Origin of the sequence: Vibrio sp. 10N.222.49.C9 (genome assembly GCF_041474985.1) — a bacterium.
Lineage (GTDB): Bacteria > Pseudomonadota > Gammaproteobacteria > Enterobacterales > Vibrionaceae > Vibrio > Vibrio crassostreae_C.
In genome coordinates, this window is record NZ_JBFRVD010000417.1 from 1 (window position 1) to 641 (window position 641).

Annotated in this window: 2 protein-coding genes; one reads left to right on the plus strand and one right to left on the minus strand. The window is 38.2% G+C overall.

Annotated features, from left to right (window positions below; genetic code table 11):
• Positions 1 to 212, minus strand: a 212-nt coding sequence (locus AB4585_RS23770) for a DNA cytosine methyltransferase (protein WP_372171226.1), incomplete at its 3' end; no start/stop codon positions are given.
• Positions 213 to 256: 44 nt separating this feature from the next.
• On the opposite strand from AB4585_RS23770, the gene AB4585_RS23775 reads away from it, so the two are divergent.
• Positions 257 to 641: hypothetical protein (locus tag AB4585_RS23775; protein WP_372171227.1), on the plus strand; the 385-nt coding region annotated here is incomplete at its 3' end.

The window sequence follows — 641 nt, forward strand, 5'->3', positions numbered from 1 at the left end:
ATTATCAGATCAACATCGGCAAAATCGTAAAAGTTTGCTTCCGCAACATCTAACATACGCCCATGTTCACCAAAGTTGTGACGGTATGTTTGGATGCAGTCTTTATCGTTGTCAAATGCCCACAAAATCTGGTGTCCAGCAAGCTTAAAACCGAGGTCAAAACCACCAGCACCACAAAATAGAGAACCCACTCTTAGCATGATTACTTTCACTATGATATCTTCAGATCAAAACATTATATAACAAGAAAAAACATATGTACAAATACACAGTGTCAGATGACTATAAAAAAATCACTATTCAGTTTCAAAACAAACCGATATGCAATGCCGTTGGCCGTTTTGAGTTCTTCTCTAGGTTACTTTATGAACTAAAACCTAATGCCAGTGGTGTCTGGGAAGTTTGTGACGTTGGTAGGTTAAATGCATATATTAAGGGCTTTCCACCTGAAATTACTTGGGAAAGAATTTCCGATAAGGTCCTTGTTGCTAACGGTAAGTACCCTTTAACGCAAGATCACATAGATGATATCGGGTGTGCCATAGACGGGATCATCGGTACAAAAGAAAATGAGTTTACAAAGACAGTGTATTCTTTCTCAATTGTTGACCTAGATAGTGAACAAGAGCACAACTATGAGT